This window comes from Aridibaculum aurantiacum (assembly GCF_017355875.1).
GTDB lineage: Bacteria > Bacteroidota > Bacteroidia > Chitinophagales > Chitinophagaceae > Segetibacter > Segetibacter aurantiacus.
In genome coordinates this window covers 2,609,953-2,628,942 of the sequence record NZ_JAFEWC010000001.1, presented here as the reverse complement: position 1 = coordinate 2,628,942, position 18,990 = coordinate 2,609,953, and the positions used below count along the sequence as shown (strand labels likewise).

Here is an 18,990-nt window from a genome sequence, read left to right as displayed (position 1 = left end):
ATGCAGCAGGCTATAGTTTTCAATTCAGTTATTCAAAAAGTTTATTCTTCACAATACCTACTACTATCTTATCAATAGGAAGCGTTAGATCTTCTTCTGTTAAATTATCTAAGGGTATCCATCTGAACACTTCACATTCTCCTCTCTTATCTGCTACCTGGTGCGGCTCAAAATCAAAAACTTTTTCTTTGGTAAGTAGCGTTATAGGATGAACCGGGTGAACCTGGTAGTAGATACTGATGATCTGGTGTGCAGGATTGAAAGCGGACCTTTGGTAAAAGTCTGTGGTATAAAGATGTTCTCCTACCGTTACTTCCATGCCTGTTTCTTCCATAAATTCCCGTTGCAGGCATTCTCTTGTTCCTTCACCAAACTCCAAACCACCGCCAGGAAATTTTGTGATATATGCGCCACGAATAAATTCATCGCTTACCAGTACACGTGCGTTTTCTACTAATATACCATACACCCGTACGTTGAAGATTTGGGGAGTTGCAGCATTCATTTAAAACAATTTTTTCTTCATGAAATACCATCCAATGATCACAGAGATGGAAATGGATAGAATAACCGGGATATAGAAAGCGTGCTGCGAATGTTGGTACGGTATATCTACGTTCATACCATAGATGCCGGTTACAAGAATGGGTAATGATAATATGATGGTGATGCTGGTCAAACGCTTCATCACGTTGTTGAGGTTGTTACTAATGATGCTCGCAAAGGCATCCATTGTACTGCTTAAGATGTTGGTATACACGTTTGCCATCTCAAGCGCCTGGCTGGTATCTACAATCAGGTCATTCAATACTTCGCGTTCATCATCATTCAAATGAAGAAAATTCGTCCGTTGCAATTTCATCATCAACAGCTCATTACTACGAAGCGCTGTAACAAAATATACCAGGCTTTTTTGAATACGCATCAGGTTCAGCAGTTCCTCGTTACGATTGCTGTCGTATAGCTTTTGCTCTAAGGTGTTGCGCTGGTTATTTATTTCCTTTAGAAATTCCAGGTAGTTCTGCACTACTTTCTCCAATATTTTCAACAGCATCTGGTTCCTGTTGTCTGGTTGCCGCTTCGTAAAAGTGTTCAGAAATTTTTTGATAGCACCATTGTCGAACGAGTTAACAGTAACAATATGGTTGTGCGTAAGGATGATGCAAATTGGGATGGTGATATAGTAGGCATCACTATCGTTGAAAGAGTTATTCTCAGCAGGAGTTTTAATAACGACAAACTTTACATTGTCTTCTATTTCGAAACGAGGTCTTTCATCTATATCTAACGAGTCGCGCAGGAATTCAATTGGAATATCCAGCTGCTCCGATAGTTCAATGAATTCCTCTTCTTTGAATGGAGGAACAAGGTTTACCCAAATACCATTCTCTGGCTTACTTACTTCTACCGTTTGATTATCTACGTTCTTCAAATACTGTATCATGCTCAGCGATAGAAGGTTGGTGGTCCTTCTTTTTTTGTGAATGTAAGGTTACTAATCAACTATTTCTATCTCTCCTTTAAAAACAAAAGTAGCCGGGCCGCATAGCCAAATGTTTGAGTACTTGTTTTGATTTTTATCAAACTCTACAGCAAGCTGGCCACCGGGCGTGGTTATGCTTACGCGGTGAGTGCCATCAGCATTGGGTGCTGCCACTAATGCGCAGGCCGTTACACCTGTTCCGCAGCTATAGGTTTCATCTTCTACACCACGTTCATATGTGCGTACTGCTATACCTTCTGTTTGACGTTCTACAAAATTTACATTGATGCCTTTTACTTGATGAACATCATTATATCGTATTGCCTTGCCACTACTCACTACATCCATAGAGGCAAGATCATCTACAAATTTTACATAATGAGGTGAGCCTGTATTCAGTAGTTTATGATCAACATTATCAGTTATAGAATCTACATCCTTCATCTTCAAACGCACCCATCCTTGCTCATCAAATGTTGCTTCATGTGGTCCATCTATGGCTAAAAATGAATACACATCTTTTTCAATACCCATGTCTTTAGCAAACTGTACAAGGCACCGGCCTCCATTCCCGCACATGCTGCTTTCCCTTCCATCAGCATTATAATATTTCATTTCAAAGTCGTACCCATCCAGCAAGTTCAGCAACATCAATCCATCAGCACCTATACCAAAGCGGCGGTCGCACAAATGCTTTACCTGTTGTTGGGTAAGATGATCATGTGCTTTATCCCTGTTATCTAAAATAACAAAGTCGTTTCCTGTGCCCTGGTATTTATAAAAGTTTAAATGCATGATAATGTGTAGTTGCTTTTAGTGCCTATATCTTCTCAATGATCTCCAGCGACTTTTTGATGAGGTTTTCTACAGCGGCCGCGCCATCTTTACTGAATTCTTTTTTCACCCTGTTGGCTACAATAGCACTAAGGCTAAGGCAATGATGTCCCATCAGTCTTCCCAGGCCATAGATAGCGCTTGTTTCCATTTCAAAATTTGTAATTCTATGGTTGCCAAAACCAAAATTGGTCAGCCTGTCAATCAGGTCAGGATTAGCAAGACCTAAGCGTAAAACGCGGCCCTGTGGCGCATAAAAACCCGGACAGGTAATGGTAATTCCGTGGTGGAAGCCATCTACAAAATGTTTTAGTACAGAACCGCCTGCAGTAGCAATATAAGGTGGTGTCAATGAGCTAATTTGTGTGTGCGCTACAAATTGTTGAACGATCTGCTTTTCTTCTTCGTTATTATCCAGCCTGTAAAAATGCAGCAGGTTATCTAATCCTACTGCATGCGTGGAAGCCACAAAACAATCTACAGGTATATCAGCCTGCAACGATCCTGATGTGCCAATGCGGATAATATTCAGGTGTGTCTGTTGCTCTTTTAGTTGACGAGTTTCTATATCAATATTAACCAGCGCATCCAGTTCATTCAAAACAATATCTATGTTGTCAGGACCAATACCGGTAGATACAACCGATAGTCTCTTGTTGCCTATCCTTCCGGTATGGGTAACAAACTCACGATGCTGTAGTTGGTGTTCAATATGGTCAAAGTGTTTGCTTACTTCTTTCACCCTGTCAGGGTCGCCTACGGTAATGATGGTTTCAGCAATCTCATTGGGTAATGCATCCAGGTGATAGATAGCGCCTCTTTTATTTAGAATAAGTTCACTTTCAGCAATCTTGAGCATGGGGTTAGCGTTTAGATGGGCAAAAATAGGGTAGAAGGAAGTAGGTTTTAATTTTCAATTTTTGATTTAAATCAATTCCCCTATTTTCGCAGCCGTATTTACAGTTTGAGTAGTATTCCTATAGCAGATTGTAGTATTTGGTCCTGTGGCCGAGTGGCTAGGCAGAGCTCTGCAAAAGCTTCTACAGCGGTTCGAATCCGCTCGGGACCTCTCAATAAGAGGATTACATTTCGTAATCCTTTTTCTTTTTATCTCATATGAAGTATTCTAACTACATAGGTGCCGCCGCCGCTCTGGGGGTTATTATATCCTGTTTTTTTCCGTGGGTTTTTATTCAGCCTATTGATGTAGTTGTAACTGGTTTTAATGCGCCTAAAACACCTTTTGGCAAACCAGGTATGATGAATACGATCATTTCTTCTTTATCTGTCATATTGTTCCTGGTACCAACATTATTAGCGAAGCGCATCAACCTGTTTGTATGTGCTTTCAACCTTGCCTGGTCATTTAGAAACTACCTCCTGGTAACCCAATGCCAATTGGGTGAATGCCCTGTAACGCGTTCTGGTATCTATGCTTTGTTGGGTTTCTCTTTAGTTATGATGGTGATGAGCGTATTGCCTAAAGTAGAACTGAAATAATAGTAGTAGCATTAATTTGTTTAGAGTAGCACCCTTCATACCAGGGTGCTGTTTTATTTAAAGAAGTAATTTTTGTAGGCTTGATAGGACTTTGAGTATTAAAATCGGTGGATTAAGTGAAAACACCGTTTATAAGTAAAGCTGTTTCATTAGTTTAGCAACAAATTAAACTGAACTTATGAGGAAAATTTACACGCTATTAAGTGCTCTCGTATGCCTCGCTTCCTATAATGCGACGGCACAAATCAATTATTCTTTTTCTACTGCAACAGGCACGTACACACCCTTATCAGGGGGAACCGTACCAACTCTAGTTAGTGCAGGTATTACTGGTGCATCAGCTTTTGATGAAGGTTATGTAAACAATGTGCCTATTGGTTTTACTTTAAACTACAATGGAACTAACTATTCTACAATGCACATCAATACAAATGGCTTTATTGCATTAGGCGATCCTTTTGTAGATCCTCCTGCTAATGGTTATTATACTAATAATCTAACCTCAGGTCCTACAGGTCCAACTGCTACGCCAGCTGCACGCCCTATAATAGCGCCATTGTGGGATGATCTTGACATTGTTGCAGGAAGCAATTTATCTTATGCTTTAGCAGGAACAGCTCCTAATAGGGTTTTAACTGTTCAATTCTCCAACGTGCTATGGAGTTACCAGGCTACAGCGCCTACTATTTCGTTTCAAATCAAGTTGTATGAAACAAGTAATGTAATCGAGTTTATTTACAGGCAAGAAGCTGGTGCTGTTGCTGCTGGTAGTGCTTCCATTGGAATTACAGCATCTGGAACTGGTGCTAACAATTTTATGTCTGTGCAAAATACTACAGCCTCAGCTACTGCAAGTAAAGCGTCTGAAGTAGCTAATATCAACACCAAACCTGCGACCGGACAAATCTTTAGGTTTACACCTTCAGCTCCTATAACAAACGATGTTAGCGTTAACAAGGTGTATGCATTAGGAAAAGTTGGAAGAGGAGTAGGAACACTTGTTTCGGCTGTTATTTCTAATCTTGGAACAAATTCTTTAACTAATGTAAATGTTACGCTCACTGTTTCTGGTGCTAACACATATACAAACACTATCACTGTAGCAAGTCTTCCTGCTAGTTCTACACGTACTGTACAGTTTCCATTGTACAATAATGCAAATGTTGGAGCTAATACGCTTACAGTGTCTGTTCCTGCTGACCAGGATGCTTCTAACAACAGCTCATCTGCCACACAGGATGTAACTGTTAGTCAAATGTTATACGGTACTGGTTCTACACCAACTGCAGGTGTTAATGCTGGCAATGGTAACACCATAGTAGCAAAGTTTGCAGTTCCTTATGGCAACGCAATTTCAAGCTTGAACATATTCTTTACACAGGCAAATAATACTTACGAAGCAGTTATTTATGATAATGTAAATGGTGTTCCTGGTACAGCACTTTGGACCTCATCACCATTAACAACTACTGTAGGTGAAAACATCATTTCTGTATCGCCTGTTCAGCCAATATCAGACTCTTTCTATGTAGGTGTAAGGCAGACTGGTACGGCTCTTGGACTTGGATATCAAACAGAAACTCCGTTGAGAACAGGTACTTTCTATCTTAAATCTGGAACCAACCCTTGGTTTGATCTTTCTGGCAATCCTTCAAACATCTTCCTGACGATGATAGGATTGACCACAAATGCACCATTACCTGTACTTATTTCTCAACTGAGTGGTGAAAAACTACAGCAGTTTAACAAGCTTAGCTGGACAACTTTTACTGAACAAAACAACTACGGTTTTGAAGTAGAACGTTCTGCAGATGGCCGCAGCTTCAGCAGTATAGGTTTTATCAAGTCAAATGCAGCTAACGGTAATAGTGCTGCTACACTTAACTATACGTTCCCTGATAGCAAACCTTTCAGTGGCAACAACTACTACCGCCTGAAGCAGATCGATATAGACGGCAAAACATCATTTTCTAACGTGGTGCTTCTTAAAGGAGAAAAGGTAACTGCTCTTTCTTTCAGCAGCGTATATCCTAATCCTGCAAAAGATAAGTTGAGCATCATTGCAAGTGCTCCTTCTGCCGATAGGATCAACCTAGTGGTGACTGATCTTGCTGGTAAAGTTGTGAAGCAACAAGCTATCAATGTAGTTGCAGGTGATAACAACCTGTCACTTGAAGTAACATCACTTCCTTCTGGAAGTTATATACTGAAAGCAGTATGTGCTACTGGTTGTGAAACTGCTATCACCAAATTTGTGAAGCAATAAACGCACACCGGAAAAAGGTTTAAAAATAGAAACGCCCTGCATTTGCGGGGCGTTTCCTATTCTACAAGGTTTTTTCAAACCCACTTCTCTAGGTTATTCAAGTATAGCCAACGATCTTCCTATTATTTCAACAGCTTCTTTTATTTGTTGTTCATTGATAATAAGGGGTGGCGCAAATCTTATTTTATCGCCATGTGTAGGCTTGGCTAAAAGTCCATTCTCTTTAAGTTGCATGCATAGATCCCATGCTGCTTCTTTGTTAGGATGTTTTATAACTATAGCATTCAATAAACCTCTTCCGCGTATAGTAGTTATAAAAGGAGATTGCAGGTTCTGCAGTTCTGTTCTTAAGATTTCTCCCATTGCTGCAGCATTCTCAGCCATGTTCTCATCTTTTAAAACTTGTAGTGCTACCATAGCCACTTTACATGCTAGTGGATTGCCTCCATATGTGCTGCCATGTTCTCCCGGCTTAATATTCATCATTACTTCATCATCCGCTAAAACAGCCGATACAGGCAGAACGCCGCCGCTCAAAGCCTTACCAAGTATCAGGATATCTGGTCGTACATACTCATGATCGCAAGCCAGCATTTTTCCCGTACGTGCAAGCCCGGTTTGTATTTCATCTGCTATGAATAGCACATTGTATTTATTGCACAGTTGGCGAACACCTTGCAGGTATCCATCAGCGGGTACTACCACACCTGCTTCACCTTGTATGGGTTCCACCATAAAGGCTGCTACGTTTTTGTCTTGTATGGCTTGTTCCAATGCTTCAAGATTGTCATATGGAACCAGCTCGAAGCCTGGCATGAATGGGCCGAATTTTCTATAGCTTGAAGGATCGGTAGAAGAGGAGATAGCTGACATTGTCCTGCCCCAGAAATTGTTTTCTGCAAAAAGGATCTTGGCTTTGTTGTCTTCAATGCCTTTGTTTACATAGCCCCAGCGACGAGCTAATTTCACAGCGGTTTCTCCACCCTCCACGCCTGTGTTCATGGGAAGAACCTTGTCGTAACCAAAATATTCAGTAATATATTGTGCGTATTCGCCCAGCAAGTCGTTGTGAAAAGCACGGGAAGTAAGGGTTAGCTTCTGTGCCTGTTCTATCAAGGCTTGTATGATCCTAGGATGGCAATGGCCCTGGTTTACGGCAGAATAGCCGCTTAAAAAGTCAACATACCGTTTCCCTTCAATATCCCATAAATAGATGCCGTTGCCCTTTGTAAGTACTACAGGAATAGGATGATAATTGTGTGCACCGTATTTTTCTTCCAGCGCCAGGTAATCAGCTGTGGTCATGGCTGTTACATTAGTAACCATATGTTTCTAAAGTTATAAGAGTAAATAAAAGATGTAAAAGGCTTTTACAAGTTGTTGTAGTGGAAGCGGCAGACAATTGAAATTTCTTCAATGTCCGGCAACAACCATATTCACTTGTATTTAGATTGACACACATTGGTGATCGAGAAAATCAAGATTAAGAGAAAGAAAAGCCATGAGGACTAATTATTTACAGCGCAAGATAGGCAATAACCGGAAGCGGATTATTAGAATATAATTAGGAGAAGTAAAAGCGGTATTGATGTAGGTTTGCGTGTTGATAAAGTTGGCTTTTGCTACCAAAGAAGAACTTTTAACACACATGTGTGGAGAAATAGCTGAAAAAACAGAGAATTCTTTTTGATAATTCGGCAGATTTCCTGACTTTTGCCGTCCGAAAAAAAATCAATCATGGCTAAAGTATGTCAGGTAACCGGTAAAAAGCCAATCACTGGTCACAAAGTTTCTCACTCAAATATCAAAACCAAGCGTAGGTTCTTACCTAACTTGCAAACTAAGCGTTTTTACTTTGTTGAAGAAGATCGTTGGGTAACTTTGAAAGTTTCTACTGAAGCAATCCGTACCATCAATAAGAACGGGTTGTCAACTGTAATTAAAGAAATGAGAGCCAACGGCGCTAAAATCTAACAACTGTAAATTCTTAATAAAATGGCAAAGAAGAGCAAAGGCAACAGGGTCCAGGTAATATTGGAATGTACTGAGCAGAAGACTACTACTGTTCCAGGTACCAGCCGCTACATTACTGAGAAGAATAAAAAGAACACCCCTGAGCGTATCGAGTTGAAGAAGTACAACCCGAATCTTAAAAAAATCACTGTTCACAAAGAAATCAAGTAATCAGTTGATAGGTTGACAGGTTGAAAGGTATCAACTAAGTCAACTGGTCAACAATCAACTAATCAACTTATATACAATGGCAAAAGCAGCTTCAAAGAACGCGAAAGTAAAAGACGTAAAGGCCGCCGCTGAGGCAAAGAACTGGAGTAAAGTTATTAAGGCTGTACGCAGTCCTAAAACTGGCGCTTACACTTTCAAAGAAGTGATCGTTCACAAAGACAAAGTGAAGGATTATCTTTCTGAAAAATAATCCTGGTTTACCTGGCTTATAATATTTAAGAGCTGTCCTTTTCAGGACGGCTTTTTGTATTTGTACCTGTTTATGTTACACTAGTAACTGAAGGTTGAAAGTCATCTATTCAACTTATCTTGCGCACGCTTATATATGCCGCCTGGCTGGCTGCAGTATTTCATTTTAAAAAAGCATAATTAAAATTTATAACATGGGTTTTTTTGGAAAACTGTTTGGCAAAAAGGAAAAGGAAAGCCTGGATGAAGGACTGCAGAAAACAAAGGATAATTTTTTTACCAAAATAACCAAAGCCATTGCAGGTAAAAGTACAGTAGACGAAGAAGTTCTGGACAACCTGGAAGAGGCATTGGTAGGTGCCGATGTAGGAATAGAAACTACCGTAAAAATTATTGACAAGATAGAGAAACGTGTTGCGGAAGATAAATATGTAAGTACCGGTGATCTAAACAAGATCCTGCAGGAAGAGATCAGGGGTATCCTGGTTGACTCATCTGAGCAGAGTTACCGTGATTTTTCTACTCCAAGTGGCAAGAAGCCTTACGTGATATTGGTAGTGGGTGTAAATGGTGTTGGGAAAACAACTACTATTGGTAAGCTGGCGTACAATTTTACCAAAGCAGGCAAGAGCGTGCTATTGGGTGCTGCTGATACTTTTAGAGCAGCTGCTGTTGATCAGCTCACTATATGGAGCGAAAGAACAGGCGTACCAATTGTAAAGCAGCCTATGGGCAGCGACCCGGGAGCAGTGGCTTTTGATACGGTACAAAGTGGTGTAGCGCGTAACACCGATGTTGTGATCATTGATACTGCAGGACGACTTCATAATAAAGCGTACCTGATGGATGAACTGGGAAAGATCAAGCGGGTGATTCAAAAAGTAATTCCTGATGCGCCACACGAAGTAATGTTGGTGCTGGATGGTTCTACTGGTCAGAATGCGTTGGAACAAGCAAAGCAGTTTACTGCAGCCACCGATGTTACAGCACTTGCTATTACCAAACTTGATGGTACTGCTAAAGGTGGAGTTGTTCTGGCTATAGCCAATCAATTCCAGATACCGGTGAAGTTTATAGGTGTAGGAGAGAAAATGGAAGATTTGCTTGTGTTTGATAAACACGAATTTGTAGATAGCTTATTCAAATTAGAAGGATAGTAGATTTAGACATATCATGTATTGATCTTTATCACAGCTAGTATAATGAAAGGCGGTTAATTTTACATTAACCGCCTTTTTTTATGAACATAGTTTTATTTGATACAGCTAACCGCTCGAAGCTATACCCGCTTACGCTTACAAGGGCAGTAGCTTCTTTGCGAACAGGTATTCTTACAATAAAAGAGTTATGGGAGCATTATACAAAAGCTCATGTTTTTGTGTATACACCTGCGTACCTGTCTCCGCTGTATGATGAGATACCTTTAGGTGATACACTGTTCATCGATGGAAGCATTTTACCAGATAAACAATTTGTTCAAACAGTAAAGTCTTTGGCAATTGGTGAAGCATTAACTGATGATATAGGGCTTGTTGCCGGAAGAGTTGAGTTAGATGCTGTGCCTGCTTTTGGTGATCCACCGCAGCAGCTGTTTTCTATACATCGTACAATAGATGCACCTCCACGACTTAATTCACCATCTCAATTATTTCAGAACAATGAAAGCATGATCCGTGCTCATTTTGAAATTATCTGCAAAGGAAGGATAACAGTGCCTGTACCTGAAACGGTACAGGTTATTAAGCCTGCCAATGTTTTCATAGAAGAGGGCGCACAACTTGATTTTTGCACTCTAAATGCAAGTGCCGGACCTATCTACATTGGGAAGGATGCATTGATCATGGAAGGATCTAACATACGTGGTCCTTTTGCTATGGGTGAAGGTGCTGTTTTGAAAATGGGTAGCAAGATCTATGGTGGTACGACATTAGGTCCATACTGTGTTGGTGGCGGCGAAATAAAGAATAGCATTTTGATGGGCTATAGCAATAAAGCGCATGATGGCTACTTGGGCGATAGTGTAATAGGCGAGTGGTGTAATTTAGGAGCAGGCACCAGCAACAGTAATATTAAGAATACAGCTACAGAAGTGAAGGTTTGGGATTATCACACACTGAGTTATATTCCTTCAGGTTTGAAATGTGGATTGATAATGGGAGACTACTCGCGAACAGCAATTAATACTTCCATCAATACAGGAACTGTTATAGGCGTATGCTGCAATGTATTTGGTGAAGGATTAACACCCAAACTAGTTCCTGATTTTTCCTGGGGTACCAAAGGGCTTAGCAGGTACGAATTTGATAAAGCTGTACAGGATATAATGAACTGGAAGCGAATGAAGAATAAAAGTTTATGTGAAGCCAAAGTGAAGGTTCTCAAACATATCTTTGAACATAACAACCTTCCCCATGAAAAGATTTGAATATAAACTACTGGATGTCCCAACCAAGTTCTCGTGGAGTGGGGGCAAAATCAACTTACAAGAACTAACCTCCAAGCTTAACCAACTTGGTGCACAGGGATGGGAGGTGGTTAATACTACCGATACTAATATGACGCATGGTGCTACTCGTGGGCTTGTGATCATACTGAAGAAGGAATTAAGCTAAGTGATCAATTAATAAATCAATTATTAGATATGCGTAAACAAATTGCTGCCGCCAATTGGAAAATGAATCTTACTTACCAGGAAGCTGAAACCTTGCTTCACCAGGTAGTAAAAAATATACCTAAGCTAGAAGACCAACAACATGTGGTTTTTGCTGTACCTGCTCCATATCTTGATCTTGCACAAGATGAGATTGCACCTAAATACCAGGTGTATACAGCAGCACAGAATGTTTACACTAAAAAGTCAGGTGCATATACGGGTGAAATATCCGTTATTATGCTTAATAGCCTTGGTGTGGATCATGCTATTATAGGTCATAGCGAAAGACGAGAGTATTTCAATGAAAGCAATGAAATGCTTGCTGAAAAAGTACAGGTGTGTTTAGAAAATAATATTACTCCAATATTTTGTTGTGGTGAAGCACTGCAGGTAAGAGAAGAAAATAAGCAGAATGAGTATGTAGCAAAACAATTGGAAGAAAGCTTATTCAGGTTGCCTGCAGATCAGCTACAGAAGGTGGTAATAGCTTATGAGCCAATTTGGGCTATAGGCACAGGTAAAACTGCTACAAGCGAACAAGCACAGGAAATGCATGCTCATATTCGTAATCACATTGCCAAAACTTATGGATTAAATGTGGCCAACGAAATTTCAATCCTTTATGGAGGTAGTGTAAAAGGAGCTAATGCAAAAGAGATCTTCGGCCAGCCTGATGTAGATGGTGGCTTGGTTGGCGGTGCATCATTAAATGCAGAAGAATTCCTGCAAATAATAAAAGCATTGAAATAATTTTGTTTTGGATTTAAATTAATAAAGCCCGGACACCCGGGCTTTATTTTTAATTATTCTCTTGTTGTTACTTTAGTTTTAGTTATTCTTTTTCTTCCTGGTTGCTTTTTGTCTTTACTGCGACCAATCAGGTAGCCTGCTCCTGCACCTACAGCGCCGCCAACTAATGCACCTTTGCTATCATTCTTACTTATTGCTACACCTGTAGCTGCGCCTGCTGCACCACCTATAGCGGCACCCTTAGCTTTATTACTCCATCCTTTTCTTGTCTTTGTTTTTACTTCCCTTTGTTGTGCGTTCACATCTTCTATACTAAATGTGCTAATTGCAAAACCAAGTCCTAAAAGAAACAGATACTTTTTCATAGCTACTATATTTTAAATGAGTTTATTCAGCTGGGATACGTTCAGCTTTGAATGAGCAGGGTTCTAAAACTATGCCACTACGGTAGGAGTTGAATTTATAACAAGCATTGTATTAGCAGCAAAAAAATATAAGTAAACATTAAACCTAGTGGATTAAACCTTGTCCTATAGTGGCTGCATGTAGCTTTTAAAATCCATTAATCAAAAAAATCATCTTATGAAACACTTGTCAATTTTTGCAGTTATTCTTTGTTGCCTGGTTATTGTTTTTGCATGTAATAAATCATCTGAAAATCCTTCTTCCTCATCTTCTTCAAATGTTCAGATCAGGATGACGGATGCTCCGTTCGATGCAGAAGAGGTAAATATTGATCTACGGCAAGTTAGGATCAAATACAAAGGAGATAACAGCTGGGATACTTTACAAACTAATGCTGGGGTGTATAACCTGTTGCAATTTCAGAATGGCTTAGATACATTAATAGCTAGCGGTAATATACCTACAACCAGCACCATTAAGGAAGTAAGGTTTGTACTTGGTCCTGATAATACCATTAAAATAGATAATGTAGTTTATCCGCTTACCATTCCCAATGGTTCTGAAGACGGTTTAAAGATTAGAGTGAACAAAAAGACTTCAAGATCTATAGAAGATATACTGATTGATTTTGATGCAAATTTATCCATACATAGAACTGGAAGCGGACAATATATCCTAAAGCCGGTTCTGAAATTGAAGTAGAAATCCAATGTCCGAAGAATGCTTGAAAAACCTTTTTTAAGCAACAAAGGCAGTCTCGTAATGAGGCTGCCTTATTTTTTTGAATAAAATAAAATTGTTCTAAGCTTTCATTTCCCAAACTAATGCACTGGCACCTAAAATGGCGGCATCAGCTTCAGAAAGATTACTGAATATCAGCTGAACTTTATCACGGAAAATAGGCAACACATTCGCCTCCATATGCTGGCGGGTAGGAGCCAGTATATAATCTCCGGCTTTTGTTAATCCACCAAACAAAATGATGGCTTCAGGTGAAGAGAACATAACAAAATTAGCCAGTGCCTTTCCGAGTATCTCTCCTGTAAAACGAAAAACTTCTTTAGCGATATGGTCGCCTTTTTCTGCGCATTCAAACACGATCCTGCTATCTAGCTCATCGTACTGGTAGTTGCGCAACAAGCTTTCTGTACCGGGATTTTTTTCTATCATTTCTATGGCAGTAAGACGAACACCTGTGGCAGACGCATAGGTTTCTAATGTTCCTTTCATGCCGGTGCCCCAGTGTAAACGACCTTCAGGTACAATTACAGTATGACCAAGTTCGCCTGCAAAACCATCATGACCATAAACCAGGTTGCCATTGGATACAATGCCACTTCCTACACCTGTGCCAAGCGTGATAACTATAAAATCTTTCATTCCCTTAGCCGCGCCATACGTCATTTCGCCAACAGCGGCAGCATTTGCATCGTTGGTCAATGCACTGGGTAAATTGAAACGTGAAGAGACAAGGTCGGTGAATTGGATTATCCCTTTCCATTTAAGATTAGGCGCATATTCTATGGTGCCTTTATAATAATTGCCATTTGGCGCACCAATACCAATGCCCCTGATTTTTTCACTACCTCCTGCTGCCTCTATCATTGGAGAAAGTGTCCTGTACAAGGCATCTACAAAATCTTTTACATCCTCGTAATCAGTAGTGGAAAGATCGCCTTTAGAAATGATGTTTCCCCGGGCATCAACCAAACCTAATTTAGTTCCTGTTCCACCTATGTCTATTCCTATAGCCAGTTGTTGCGATGCTGAAAATTTCATATACTATTTACGCGTTGAAATGGTTGTTGTTAGATTGATTACTTCCTTGTTTCATGTGGTTGAATGCCTGCTTCAGGGTTTGAAGCCACTTCATTCACCATGTCATTTTCTTTTTCAAAATTTATTCCTTGCCTGCGAAGGATGCCTGTAACGATGTATGCAAAGAAAGCCAGGTATGCAAAGCATGCTACAGATACCCAGTACGACTGGTGAATACCATAACCAGCTTCAGTAGAGTTGGCTTGCATAAAGTCTGCCAGCTTGCCTTGTATTGGAGGAATGATCCCACCTCCCAGGATCATCATGATCAGGAATGCTGAACCTTGTGGTGTCCACTTTCCAAGACCTGTTACCGACAGTGTGAAAACAGCAGGCCAAATGATAGAACAGAAAAGTCCACCAGATAAAAAAGCATAAATAGCTACAGTACCTGAAGAAAATATTCCGATTACCATGGCAATTACACCAAGCATTGAGAACACAAAAAGTGTCCGCGCCGGCTTGTCCTTACTTATATAAAATGCAGCAATTTGTACAAGCACACAGACAATAAACAGGTAAAGCGGTGCAGGGTCATATCCTGAAAGCCATATAACTCCTATAACAATGGCAAACGCAACCAAAGGAACTATGGTAGTAAGCATCTGCCGCGTAGAGTTAGTAACATTGAAAACAGAAATAGATCCTACCCAGCGACCAATCATCAAACCACCCCAATACATAGATATAAAAGGTGCCACTTGCGATGATTGATAACCTCCAAAAGCTGGTTGACTAAGCAATTCTCCAAGGTTGCTGACAGTAGTTACTTCTACGCCTACATATACAAATATGCCCAGCATACCCAGTACCAGCTGAGGGTAACGCATAGCTCCCCAACCTTCCGGTTTTCTACGAGCACTAAAGTTTGATATCAATAAACCTCCAACAACCACAGCCAATGCACCAAATAACCACTTGAGCCTGTACGTTTCCATGGCGTGCATTTCGGCGGCAGTTGCATTGGTAAGATCAGTGCGGTAACTGTTAAATACAGGAACGAACATCACAATTAATAATCCTGTTATCACAATTAGTGAAACCAATGCTTTATTGGCCTTTTCTGTTTTTTCTTCTGATATACCTGCAGGTACTTTTTTAGATAAAAAGAACAATGCAGCAGCACCTATAAATAATGCACCTACACCAGCATATAGAATAATAACCTTTGTAAGGCTTAAAGCTTTAATTTTTTCATCAGTGATGGCCGCGGTAGTACCAAACAGAGCAAATGCAACAAGCAAAGGCCCAATCATCGTTCCAAATGAATTAACACCACCACCAAGATTTACACGGCTTGTTCCTGTTGCCGGGTCACCTAAAGTAATAGCAAAAGGTTGTGCAGCGGTTTGCTGTAGCGAAAAGCCAAGTGCTACAATAAATAACCCGAAGAGCATTCCTGAAAATGTATTTGCATTAACTGCAATGATCATTGCTACTGCTCCTAATGCAGAGAACAACAATCCATAGACAATGCTGCGCTTATAACCCCATTTTGCAACAAGGTCCTTGCCACCAAAAGCGCCATAAGTAAATAGTGCAAGTGCACCTACATAATAGGCTAAGTAAAAAGCAAAATCTATAAGCTGGCTTTGAAATTGGTCGAGTGTGAAGTAGTGCTTGCAAAAAGGAATAAATACACTGTTTCCTGCCGCAATAAAACCCCAGAAGAAGAAGACTGTAACCAATGTACTAAGGGCGCCATAGTTGGTTGGTTCACCTGTCGATTGGGTTGTTTGATGACTTGTTGTTGAAGTAGCTCCTGCCATTCGTTAGTAATTTTTTGGTGGTTGAAAGTAGATATATTTTTTGCTGTGGCAAGGTTTTATTTGGATGGTCTTAGTTACATATTCACATGATTATGATCATGATTTATTCAAGATCAACAGATGGAATTACCTTTAGAATATTTATTTATCAATAAATGCCAGAAAAAGGTTTACCTGTTACAGATGAATGATTTTACTTCATAACTTCAAACTGCTTCACTACATACACATTAATAATGGAAATAATTCATATAAGCGCAGAGTGTTACCCGGTAGCTAAGGCAGGTGGTTTAGGCGATGTAGTTGGTGCTTTACCAAAGTACCAACAGAAGCTTGGGCATATAGCTAAAGTGGTGATGCCAATGTATAGAACAAAGTTCCTGGAACAGAATGAATGGGAGGTGGATGGAACAGGATCAGCATATTTAGGCGATTGGAATTTTCAATATACCATCATCAGGGAAAAGACAAATAAGCTTGGCTTTAACCTGTACCTGGTAGATATACATGGCTTATTAGACAGGGAAAAAATCTACGGGTACGATGATGACCCGCAACGCTTCATTGCGTTCCAGATTGCGGTATTGGATTGGTTAAAACAGTGGCATCATTTACCAGATATTATACATTGCCACGACTACCATGCAGGCTTTGTTCCTTTTATGTTGAAATACTGTATTGGCTACCGTTCCTTATCTAATATACGTTCTGTTATTACCATACATAATGCGCAATACCAGGGTTGGCTTGGTTGGGATAAGAGTCATTTCATTCCCGAGTGGGATCCATGGAAGTCAGGCATGCTCGATTGGAATGATACCATCAATCCTTTAGCTAGCGCTATTAAGTGTGCAGATAAAATAACAACCGTTAGCTGGAGTTACCTGGAAGAGTTGCGTTATTCAGCCAATGGCCTGGAGAACTTGTTTGAATACGAGAAAGGTAAAAGTGTAGGTATATTAAATGGTATAGATGCTGATGTTTGGGATCCTGCTACAGATAGCTATATCACCAACCGATTTTCAGTTGCAGGTGTTACACGCGGCAAAGCAGCTAATAAAAAAGTATTGTGTAAAGAATATGGTCTTGACAGCAAGCTGCCATTGGTGGTGTTTATAGGAAGATTAGTAGGAGAGAAAGCTGCTGATATTTTAGCCGACAGTATACTCGCTGCTCTGTATGCTTTGCAAGGCAATATGTGCTTCCTGGTACTAGGCAGTGGTGATCCTCATGTAGAATGGCAGCTGACTACGATCACCGATAGGTTTGCAGATAGGTACAATGTAGTGATTGGTTACAATGAGCAATTAAGTCACCAAATGTATGCTGGCGCAGACTTTTTGCTAATGCCGAGCAGAGTTGAACCGTGTGGATTGAACCAGATGTACGCTATGAGGTATGGTACAGTTCCTGTGGTGCGTAGTACCGGCGGACTGCGAGATACTGTTATTGATATGGGTGATGAAGGAGGGTATGGTATCAGGTTCAATCATGCATCCGTAGATGATGTTCGTTATTCTTTAGAAAGAGCAGCAGAAGTATATGCAGACAAAAAGAAAATGAGTGCAATGCGCAAGACCATGATGCAGGTAGACAATAGCTGGGACAGGAGCGCGCAACAGTATATGGAAGTATATGAATCGCTGCTGTAGGTATTAGATCTTGTGCGGCAGGCAGGCAAAAAAGAGAAAAGAGGAATTTTTAAAAACAGATAATAAACATTAAACCAACAAATACTAATCCTATGCTCAATATTTCAAAATCTGTGATAGCAGTTATCCTGGGTGGAGGTGCTGGCACAAGGCTACATCCTTTAACGCAAAGCAGGAGTAAGCCTGCCGTTCCAATCGCAGGTAAATATCGACTGGTTGATATTCCAATCAGCAACTGTATCAATAGTAATATTCACCGCATGTTCGTACTTACACAGTACAACTCTGCGTCTTTGAATAAACATATCAAGAACACCTACCACTTTAGCAATTTCAGTACAGGTTTCGTAGATATTCTTGCTGCAGAACAAACACCTGACAGTTCCAGCTGGTTCCAGGGAACAGCAGATGCAGTAAGGCAATCGTTCAAACATATATTCACTTTCAGCGGTGAGTATGTGCTTATTCTAAGTGGCGACCAGCTTTACCAAATGGATTTTGATGAAATGGTAACAGCGCATGCTAAAAGTGGTGCAGATATAACATTGGCAACTATCCCTGTTGGGAAAAAGGAAGCCTCTGACTTTGGCATTCTCAAAGCCAATGAAGAAAACTGGATTACAACTTTTACTGAGAAGCCAAAGCAAGATGCTCTAGAAGGTTGGGATAGTGATACAGGCGAAGCAATGAAAAGCCAGGGTAAGGTTTATTTAGCTTCAATGGGTATCTATATTTTCAACAGGCAACTGCTGGCCGACCTGTTATTGAAGAACCATCCTGATGACAAGGATTTTGGTAAAGAGATCATACCAAAATCAATAGGTAATTACAAAGTTTTCAGCTACCAGTACGAAGGTTATTGGGAAGATATCGGGCAGATCTCATCTTTTTTCGAAGCCAATCTTTTATTGACAGATGAACTTCCTCCGTTTAATCTTTTTGATAATAACAATATCATCTACTCACGTGCACGTATGCTTCCTCCGGCAAAAATAAGTGGTACCACTATGGAGCGAACAGTACTTGCAGACGGTTCTATTCTGCACGCAGAAAGCATCAACCATGCAGTAATTGGTATTCGTTCACGTATCGGTCATGGCACACGGATCCAATCTACCTACATTATGGGTAATGACTATTTTGAAACGATGGACCAGATGCAGGAAAACCTGCGCAATGGAATTCCGCCTGTAGGCATAGGTGAAAGATGTCATATAGAAAAAGCCATCGTAGATAAGAATTGCCGTATAGGTAATGATGTAACCATAAGAGGAGGAACCGGTTTAGCTGACCAGGAACATGAACTTTATACCATTAAAGATGATATAGTGGTGATAAAGAAAAACGCCATTATACCGGATGGTTACGTGATCCAATAAATTTTTAAAACATCCCATTGCGGATGTTTTTTTTATCTAATTTTATCA

20 protein-coding genes and 1 tRNA gene are annotated in these 18,990 nt (G+C 40.2%); 13 read left to right on the top strand and 8 right to left on the bottom strand.

Translation table 11 applies throughout. The features are described from left to right. Positions 1 to 28: 28 nt before the first annotated feature. Genes J4N22_RS11040 through J4N22_RS11025 form a run of 4 tightly spaced genes read right to left on the bottom strand, consistent with a single transcriptional unit; the run spans position 29 to position 3,176 of the window. Positions 29 to 505: an NUDIX domain-containing protein gene (locus J4N22_RS11040; protein WP_242692130.1), complete on the bottom strand. Its 477-nt coding sequence runs from the start codon at positions 503 to 505 to the stop codon at positions 29 to 31. After that, entirely contained in the window at positions 506 to 1,444 is a 939-nt protein-coding gene (locus tag J4N22_RS11035; RefSeq protein ID WP_207494233.1) for a magnesium transporter CorA family protein, read from the bottom strand. It lies immediately after the preceding gene. A gap of 51 nt (positions 1,445 to 1,495) precedes the next feature. Next, positions 1,496 to 2,278 carry a diaminopimelate epimerase gene (gene dapF / locus J4N22_RS11030; RefSeq protein WP_207494230.1) on the bottom strand — a complete coding sequence of 261 codons (783 nt, stop codon included), beginning with the start codon at positions 2,276 to 2,278 and terminating at the stop codon, positions 1,496 to 1,498. A gap of 25 nt (positions 2,279 to 2,303) precedes the next feature. After that, positions 2,304 to 3,176: a nucleoside phosphorylase gene (locus J4N22_RS11025; RefSeq protein ID WP_207494226.1), complete on the bottom strand. Its 873-nt coding sequence runs from the start codon at positions 3,174 to 3,176 to the stop codon at positions 2,304 to 2,306. 139 nt (positions 3,177 to 3,315) lie between these two features. Here J4N22_RS11025 and J4N22_RS11020 point away from each other — a divergent pair. The 3 genes from J4N22_RS11020 to J4N22_RS11010 all read left to right on the top strand — a co-directional run bounded on the left by J4N22_RS11020 (position 3,316) and on the right by J4N22_RS11010 (position 6,083). After that, positions 3,316 to 3,386: transfer RNA gene (locus J4N22_RS11020), tRNA-Cys, on the top strand. A gap of 47 nt (positions 3,387 to 3,433) precedes the next feature. Next, on the top strand, positions 3,434 to 3,817 hold the full coding sequence (locus tag J4N22_RS11015; protein WP_207494222.1) for a hypothetical protein: 384 nt from the start codon (positions 3,434 to 3,436) through the stop codon (positions 3,815 to 3,817). A gap of 178 nt (positions 3,818 to 3,995) precedes the next feature. Beyond that, positions 3,996 to 6,083 (top strand): T9SS type A sorting domain-containing protein, encoded by a 2,088-nt coding sequence (locus J4N22_RS11010; protein ID WP_207494220.1) that lies wholly within the window; start codon positions 3,996 to 3,998, stop codon positions 6,081 to 6,083. A gap of 93 nt (positions 6,084 to 6,176) precedes the next feature. Here the strand turns inward: J4N22_RS11010 and rocD are convergent, their stop codons facing one another. After that, positions 6,177 to 7,409, bottom strand: coding sequence for an ornithine--oxo-acid transaminase (rocD, locus tag J4N22_RS11005; RefSeq protein ID WP_207494218.1), 1,233 nt, complete (start codon positions 7,407 to 7,409; stop codon positions 6,177 to 6,179). 411 nt (positions 7,410 to 7,820) lie between these two features. On the opposite strand from rocD, the gene rpmB reads away from it, so the two are divergent. The 7 genes from rpmB (at position 7,821) to tpiA (ending at position 11,919) form a co-directional block, all read left to right on the top strand. Next, positions 7,821 to 8,057, top strand: a complete 237-nt coding sequence (gene rpmB, locus J4N22_RS11000; RefSeq protein WP_207494216.1) for a 50S ribosomal protein L28 — start codon at positions 7,821 to 7,823, stop codon at positions 8,055 to 8,057. Between the two features lie 21 nt (positions 8,058 to 8,078). Further along, positions 8,079 to 8,267: a 50S ribosomal protein L33 gene (gene rpmG, locus J4N22_RS10995; protein ID WP_207494214.1), complete on the top strand. Its 189-nt coding sequence runs from the start codon at positions 8,079 to 8,081 to the stop codon at positions 8,265 to 8,267. A gap of 76 nt (positions 8,268 to 8,343) precedes the next feature. After that, a complete protein-coding gene (locus J4N22_RS10990; protein ID WP_207494212.1) occupies positions 8,344 to 8,517 on the top strand; it encodes a DUF4295 family protein in 174 nt (57 codons plus the stop codon). 193 nt (positions 8,518 to 8,710) lie between these two features. Further along, positions 8,711 to 9,673, top strand: a complete 963-nt coding sequence (gene ftsY / locus J4N22_RS10985) for a signal recognition particle-docking protein FtsY (protein ID WP_207494210.1) — start codon at positions 8,711 to 8,713, stop codon at positions 9,671 to 9,673. Between the two features lie 83 nt (positions 9,674 to 9,756). Continuing rightward, positions 9,757 to 10,941, top strand: a complete 1,185-nt coding sequence (locus J4N22_RS10980; RefSeq protein ID WP_207494208.1) for a putative sugar nucleotidyl transferase — start codon at positions 9,757 to 9,759, stop codon at positions 10,939 to 10,941. After that, complete coding sequence (locus tag J4N22_RS10975) at positions 10,928 to 11,128, top strand: DUF4177 domain-containing protein (RefSeq protein WP_207494205.1); 201 nt, start codon at positions 10,928 to 10,930, stop codon at positions 11,126 to 11,128. The genes J4N22_RS10980 and J4N22_RS10975 overlap by 14 nt, the downstream gene beginning before the upstream one ends. A 29-nt stretch (positions 11,129 to 11,157) precedes the next feature. After that, positions 11,158 to 11,919 (top strand): triose-phosphate isomerase, encoded by a 762-nt coding sequence (gene tpiA, locus J4N22_RS10970; RefSeq protein ID WP_207494203.1) that lies wholly within the window; start codon positions 11,158 to 11,160, stop codon positions 11,917 to 11,919. A 53-nt stretch (positions 11,920 to 11,972) separates the two neighbouring features. Here tpiA and J4N22_RS10965 read toward each other — a convergent pair whose 3' ends face one another. Further along, entirely contained in the window at positions 11,973 to 12,284 is a 312-nt protein-coding gene (locus J4N22_RS10965) for a glycine zipper domain-containing protein (protein ID WP_207494201.1), read from the bottom strand. Between the two features lie 217 nt (positions 12,285 to 12,501). Here J4N22_RS10965 and J4N22_RS10960 point away from each other — a divergent pair, with 217 nt between their 5' ends. Next, a complete protein-coding gene (locus J4N22_RS10960) occupies positions 12,502 to 13,026 on the top strand; it encodes a DUF4382 domain-containing protein (RefSeq protein WP_207494199.1) in 525 nt (174 codons plus the stop codon). Positions 13,027 to 13,125: 99 nt separating this feature from the next. On the opposite strand, the gene J4N22_RS10955 is transcribed toward J4N22_RS10960, so the two are convergent. Both J4N22_RS10955 and J4N22_RS10950 read right to left on the bottom strand, forming a co-directional pair. Beyond that, positions 13,126 to 14,103, bottom strand: coding sequence for an ROK family protein (locus J4N22_RS10955; RefSeq protein ID WP_207494197.1), 978 nt, complete (start codon positions 14,101 to 14,103; stop codon positions 13,126 to 13,128). 38 nt (positions 14,104 to 14,141) lie between these two features. Continuing rightward, positions 14,142 to 15,911 (bottom strand): MFS transporter, encoded by a 1,770-nt coding sequence (locus J4N22_RS10950; protein WP_207494195.1) that lies wholly within the window; start codon positions 15,909 to 15,911, stop codon positions 14,142 to 14,144. Positions 15,912 to 16,147: 236 nt separating this feature from the next. On the opposite strand from J4N22_RS10950, the gene J4N22_RS10945 reads away from it, so the two are divergent. Together J4N22_RS10945 and J4N22_RS10940 are read left to right on the top strand one after the other, a co-directional pair. Next, positions 16,148 to 17,563 (top strand): glycogen synthase, encoded by a 1,416-nt coding sequence (locus J4N22_RS10945; RefSeq protein WP_207494193.1) that lies wholly within the window; start codon positions 16,148 to 16,150, stop codon positions 17,561 to 17,563. Between the two features lie 92 nt (positions 17,564 to 17,655). After that, positions 17,656 to 18,942, top strand: a complete 1,287-nt coding sequence (locus J4N22_RS10940) for a glucose-1-phosphate adenylyltransferase (protein WP_207494191.1) — start codon at positions 17,656 to 17,658, stop codon at positions 18,940 to 18,942. Positions 18,943 to 18,990 lie beyond the last annotated feature (48 nt).